Source organism: Actinoplanes sp. NPDC048791, assembly GCF_040650095.1.
Taxonomy (GTDB): Bacteria; Actinomycetota; Actinomycetes; order Mycobacteriales; family Micromonosporaceae; genus Actinoplanes.
In genome coordinates this window covers 1-5,564 of the sequence record NZ_JBEZGQ010000562.1, presented here as the reverse complement: position 1 = coordinate 5,564, position 5,564 = coordinate 1, and the positions used below count along the sequence as shown (strand labels likewise).

Annotated in this window: 5 protein-coding genes; all 5 read right to left on the bottom strand. The window is 71.5% G+C overall.

Going from position 1 to position 5,564, the window contains the following annotated elements; all coding sequences use genetic code 11:
* Positions 1 to 647 (bottom strand): YhjD/YihY/BrkB family envelope integrity protein (locus AB0C29_RS31085; RefSeq protein WP_360827587.1); only part of this gene is annotated, 647 nt, incomplete at its 3' end.
* 18 nt (positions 648 to 665) lie between these two features.
* Positions 666 to 2,021 (bottom strand): dipeptidase, encoded by a 1,356-nt coding sequence (locus AB0C29_RS31080; RefSeq protein ID WP_360827584.1) that lies wholly within the window; start codon positions 2,019 to 2,021, stop codon positions 666 to 668.
* A complete protein-coding gene (locus AB0C29_RS31075) occupies positions 2,018 to 2,452 on the bottom strand; it encodes a hypothetical protein (RefSeq protein WP_360827581.1) in 435 nt (144 codons plus the stop codon). Before AB0C29_RS31075 ends, AB0C29_RS31080 begins: the two co-directional genes overlap by 4 nt.
* Positions 2,449 to 3,921: an APC family permease gene (locus tag AB0C29_RS31070; RefSeq protein ID WP_360827590.1), complete on the bottom strand. Its 1,473-nt coding sequence runs from the start codon at positions 3,919 to 3,921 to the stop codon at positions 2,449 to 2,451. Before AB0C29_RS31070 ends, AB0C29_RS31075 begins: the two co-directional genes overlap by 4 nt.
* A gap of 114 nt (positions 3,922 to 4,035) precedes the next feature.
* The gene (locus tag AB0C29_RS31065) at positions 4,036 to 5,292 is read right to left on the bottom strand and encodes a threonine/serine exporter family protein (protein ID WP_360827578.1); all 1,257 of its coding nucleotides are present in this window, start codon (positions 5,290 to 5,292) and stop codon (positions 4,036 to 4,038) included.
* Positions 5,293 to 5,564 lie beyond the last annotated feature (272 nt).

Sequence of the window (5,564 nt, the reverse complement as noted above, 5' to 3'; positions counted from 1 at the left end):
ACGGCCACCGCGCCGGTCAGCGCGGCCGGCCACAGTGACCGCAGCGGCGCCGGCCGGTCCAGCAGCAGCCGGGCGAGCGCAGTGAGCACCACGCCGGACACCAGGCCGGAGGCGACCAGCCCGAGGGCGCAGGACAGCCCGTACGGCGTCGAGGCGATCGCCACGGTGAGCACCCCGGAGGCGATCGCACCGGTCAGGATGACCGCCAGGCCGGCGAGCACGCGCAGCAGGCGGGAGACGACGCCACGCCGGTCCCGGAACGGCACGGCGGCGAGATGGTTGAGCGTGAGGTACGCCGAGAAGACCACTCCGGTGCCGGAGTAGGCCAGCCCGATCATCCCCGCGATCAGGGCCGTCCGGGACCGGGACAGCACAGCCACCGAGTCGGCCATGTCGGCCTGCAAGGACGGCGGCACGATCGCGGCGACCACGTCCGCGCGCAGCTCGGGTGAGTCCAGGAAGATCCGGGACACCACGGCCGCGCCCAGCAGCACGACCGGGAAGAGGCTGAGGAAGCCGTAGTACGTGATGAGTGCGGCCTCCCGCGCGCCGCCGTCGTCCAGGTACTTGCGGACGACGGCGTAGCAGAAGGCGAGCGGCGCGCACCGCCGCTGGAGGTTGTCGAGCCGGCCGTGCCCCACCTCCACGGCCGGCTCCCTTCGCTGCTAGAGCTGCTTTCCCCGGTACCGCTGGAGGAACAGCGCCTCGGCGGTGGCCAGGGCGGCGATCTCGTCCGGGTGCACGCTCTCGTTCGGCGCGTGGATCAGGGCCAGTGGTTCCTCCACCCCCATCAGGATGATCTCGCTGTCCGGATAGGTGTCGGCGAAGACGTTGCACAGCGGGATCGAGCCGCCCTGCCCGAGGGACGTCATCTCCCGCCCGTACGCGTCGCGCATGGCGGCGGCGAACGTCCGGTAGGCCGGACCGCCGGTCCGCGCCTCGAACGGCTGGCCCAGAGCTTCCGTCGCCACGCTCACATGGACACCCCAGGGGGCCGCCGCGTGCAGGTGGCCGACCAGGGCCTCGTGCGCCTTGACCGCGTCCATGCCCGGCGGCACCCGCAGGTTGAGCCGGGCCCGGGCGTGCGGCTGGATCGCCGCGGCGGAGCCGACCACCGGCGGGCAGTCGATGCCGAGGACGGTGACGGCGGGGCGGGCCCAGATCATGTCGGCCACGGCGCCGTCGCCGAGCAGGTACGCCCCGTCGAGCAGTCCGGCGTCGGCGCGGAACCGCTCGGCCGGATAGTCCTCGCCGGTCCAGGTCTGGGTGTTGTCCAGGCCCGTGATCGTGGTGTTGCCGGTGTCGTCGCGCAGGGTGGCGAGGATGTGGATGAGGGCGGCCAGGGCGTCGGGTGCGGCTCCGCCGAACATGCCGGAGTGCACCTCGGAGGAGAGGGCTTCGACGCCGACCACGAGGTTGACCATGCCGCGCAGGCTGACGGTGGCCGCCGGTACGCCCACCGCGGCGTTGCCGGTGTCGCAGACGAGGATGGCGTCGGCCTGCAACAGGTCGGCGTGGCGGGTCACGAAGTCCTCGAGCCCGCCGGTGCCCTGCTCCTCGGATCCCTCCACGATCACTTTCAGATTGACCGGTATCTCGCCGCGCAGGGCCCGCAGGGCGGTGAGGTGCATGATGATGTTGCCCTTGCAGTCGGCGGTGCCGCGGCCGTACCAGCGGCCGTTCACCTCGGTGAGGTCGAACGGCGGCGTGCGCCAGGCCTCGTCGTCCAGCGGTGGCTGCACGTCGTAGTGGGCGTACAGCAGCACGGTCGGCGCGCCGGGGTCGGCCACCCGGCGTTCACCGTAGACGGCGTTGCTGCCGTCGCTGGTCCGGCGCAGGCCCAGACCGTCGAAGCCGGCTTCGGCGAAGCGGTCCACCACCCACTGCGCGGCCCGGTCGCACTTCTCGGGCGGATACTGCCGCGGGTCGGCCACCGACGGGATCGCCACCAGGGCGGCGAGGTCGGCGCGGGCCCGCCCCATCAACGCGTCGACGCGGTCCCGCAGTTCTACGCCGTTCATCCCGCCACCGCCGAGGTCTTGAGGTCGTCGACGACCTGCTGGAACCGTTCGAGGTAGCGCGGGCAGTAGACCTTGATGATGGCCAGCTGGCCCCGCATCGCGTTGTTGTCGGCGATCACCGGGCGCTGGCCGGGCCCGGCCGCGCCGTTGGTGAGCATGCCGTAGAGCACGCCCCGGCGCAGCGCGTTGTCCGGGTCGGCGCAGACCGCGCCGCCGTCGTCGCCGAGCACCTGGGCGATCCGGTCGGTGTCCGGCACCCGCAGGCCGGCCGCGGCCAGCTCGGAGCTGAGCTGCGCCGCCTTGTCCTGGGCCTGCCTGTCCTCGCGCGAACTGAGGAAGGCGACCATCGCCACGCCGGTGATCAGGAGAAAGATGATGCCGATCACGAGGTAGGTGACCTTGTGGCTGGTGTGGGCGACTGAGACGCTCATGCGATCGGCACCTCTTCCGGGTCGGCCGTCTTCCAGGACGGCTTGCGCAGCTTGTAGAACAGGAACGGCACCAGCAGCCCGAGGCCGAGCGCGCCGCCGGCGACGATGAGCAGATAGACGCCGACGTTGCTGGAGCCGAACTGGGACGGCGGGACGAAGCCGATCAGCAGGGCGGCCAGCGAGGCGGCGAAGCCGACACCGCAGAGCGCGGTGAGCATCGGGGCGCGGTATCCGCGCGGGTGGTCGGGCTGGCTGCGGCGCAGCCGGACGGCGGCGACGAACATCAGCAGGTACATGATCAGGTAGACCTGCGTGGTGATCACGGAGAAGATCCAGTACGCGCTGGAGACGTCCGGGATGAACGCGTAGGCCAGCGCGATCACCGTGGTGACCAGTCCCTGGGCGACCATGATGTTCTGCTGCACGCCGTGCTTGTTCAGCCGCTGCAGGACCGGCGGCAGATAGCCCTCCTGGCGCGAGATCAGCAGCAGGCCCTTGGACGGCCCGGCCAGCCAGGTGAGCATGCCGCCGAGCGACGCGGCGACCAGCATGACGCCCAGGATCGGGGTCAGCCACTGCGAGTCGAACGCGGCGAACACGGCGTCGAACGCCTGCATGACGCCGGCGGTCAGGGAGAGCTCGTCGGCCGGCACGATCCAGCTGATGGCCAGCGCGGGCAGGATGAAGATGAGCAGCACGAGAGCCATGGCCAGGAACATCGCCCGGGGGAACTCCCGGCCCGGCCGGCGCAGCGAGGACACGTGCACGGCGTTCATCTCCATGCCGGAGTACGACAGGAAGTTGTTGACGATGAGCACCAGGCTGGACAGCCCGGCCCAGGCGGGCAGCAGGTGGTCGGCGGTCATCGGGGCGGCGGACTCGTTGCCCTGGCCCAGGAAAGCGACGCCGAGGATGACCAGCAGAGCTCCCGGGACCAGCGTGCCGATGATCAGGCCGCCGCTGGCCAGGCCGGCCACGCCGCTGGTGCCGCGGGAGGACACCCACACCCCGCTCCAGTAGCAGACCATGATCACGACTGCCGTCCAGACGCCGCTGCCGGCCAGGTCGGGGTTGATCACGTACGCCAGCGTGCTGGCCACGAAGCCCAGCAGGCTCGGGTAGTAGAAGATCGTCATGGCGAACTGGCACCAGACGGCGAGGAAGCCCAGCGGCTTCGACAGACCCTGACTCACCCAGTTGTAGACGCCACCCTCCCAGCCGGACGCCAGCTCGGCCGAGACCAGGGCCGTCGGCAGCAGGAACACCAGGGCCGGTATGACGTACAGGAAGATGCTGGCGAGGCCGTAGACCGCCATGGTCGGGGAGGGACGCAGGCTGGCCACCGAGCTGGTGGTCATCAGCGCCAGGGCGACCCACGAGATGTAGGCCATGGTCCGCTTGGTCTTCGGAGGACTGCTCTGCTCACCCGCCGCGTCCAGCGGCACCGAACGCCGAGCGGGCACATCCATTGCGCTCACGTCGTTTCCCTTCATCGGGTTGCAGCGGACACCGCGACTGGACGCATCATCGGCCGCACGGCGACGGCCCCACCTCATCCCGGGCGGGCGAGCAACGAGTGGTCGTCACGGCGCCAGGCGCAGCGACTTCACCAGGGCGCGGTACAGCGGATGACCGCAGAGCACGCCGAGGGCGACCGCGACCATCGACGTGGTCGCCCCGAGCAGATCCTCGGCGCCGCGCACCTCGTTGCGGCTGAGGTACTCGGTCATCCCGATGAGGCTCAGCGCGCCGGGAACGAGCAGCCAGAAGCCCGGCAGGAAGGAGACCAGCGCCGGGGGCCCGGACGGCCTGCGCTCGACCAGGTACGCGACCACGGTCAGCAGGACCGCCCCGCAGAACCCGCTCAGGTAGCTGCCCAGCACGAGATCGCCGAGATACTGGCCGATCCAGCCGGCGTACAGCACCAGGCAGAGCCAGCCCAGCGTGCGGCGGGGCCCGGACTGGACCAGGTAGGTGCCCAGTCCCATGACCAGCGGACCGAACCAGGGGGCCCAGACGTTGACCGCGTCCGGCGGTACGACAGCCGCCGCGACAGCCGGCGGCAGGCCCACCAGCTGGGCGGCGCCGATGATGCCGAACGCGAGCAGCAGCAGTTGCAGGATGCCGGCCACCAGCCGGCTCGATCCGGTGACCAGCGCGGCGGCGGACACCTCGACCACGGCCATGGTCAGCATGGCGCCGGGCAGGAAGGTGGCCAGCGGCGCGACCAGGGCGCGCAGGTCCACCTCGGCCCAGCCGGTGCCGGCGAGCAGCAGGGTGCTCGCCGTGACCGAGAACGCCGCGGTCACCGGCATGATCATCTGAACGCTCGTCCAGCGGGCGCCGATCAGTTTGAACGTGCCCACCAGCGCGCCGAACAGCGCCGACAGCAGCAGGTCGGTCCAGGACGCCTCCAGGATGAGGCAGATGCCGCCGGCGAGCACGGCATGGCCGGCGACCTGGGCGACCGGCCGGAACCGGGGTGTCATCGCCACGATCTCGCTGATCCGCCGGCTGCCGTCGGCCGGCGCCACCTCGCCGCGCTCGGCCGCCTTCAGCAGGTCGTACACCGCGGCGGTCTGGTCGAGCCGGAGGCTGCCGCGCAGCTGCCGGGTCGGCTCCAGCGTGGCCGACCGCCCCGGTTCGAGCGCCACGACCAGGTACGTCGGCAGAACGCTGACCCGGGCGTCCGGTGCCCCGTAGACGGCCGCGACCCGGCACAGGCGCTCCTCGATCTGATTGACCGCTTCGCCCGCCGCGGTCATCGCACTGCCCAGATAGAGCAGGAACTGCCGCAGGTCACGGATCCGCTGCCGGCCGGACATCGTCGGCTCCGCCATCCGCGACCGCCCTTCTCCGGCCCGGACGTTAGGGGAGGGGCAGGCGCCTGTATTCATTCCGCGCGAAGGATGCCTCGCCGGTCCCGCCCCGCGATGTTTGGTCGAGGCGCGGGCGGACGCGACGGCAGCGGCCGGCGTGGTCCGCCTCAACCGCTATGGAGGCATCGATGAAGAAGTTCCCGGCGGTCGCCGGTCTCACGCTGGCGGCCCTGCTGCTCGGCCCGGCCGCGTGCGGTGCCGGCGGCGGGACCGAGTCGCCGTCCTCGCCGCGC

Bases quoted from the DNA above. Each gene is read 5' to 3' on its own strand.
- AB0C29_RS31080 (WP_360827584.1), bottom strand. From the start codon at position 2,021: ATGAACGGCGTAGAACTGCGGGACCGCGTCGACGCGTTGATGGGGCGG.
- AB0C29_RS31075 (WP_360827581.1), bottom strand. From the start codon at position 2,452: ATGAGCGTCTCAGTCGCCCACACCAGCCACAAGGTCACCTACCTCGTG.
- AB0C29_RS31070 (WP_360827590.1), bottom strand. From the start codon at position 3,921: ATGGATGTGCCCGCTCGGCGTTCGGTGCCGCTGGACGCGGCGGGTGAG.
- AB0C29_RS31065 (WP_360827578.1), bottom strand. From the start codon at position 5,292: ATGGCGGAGCCGACGATGTCCGGCCGGCAGCGGATCCGTGACCTGCGG.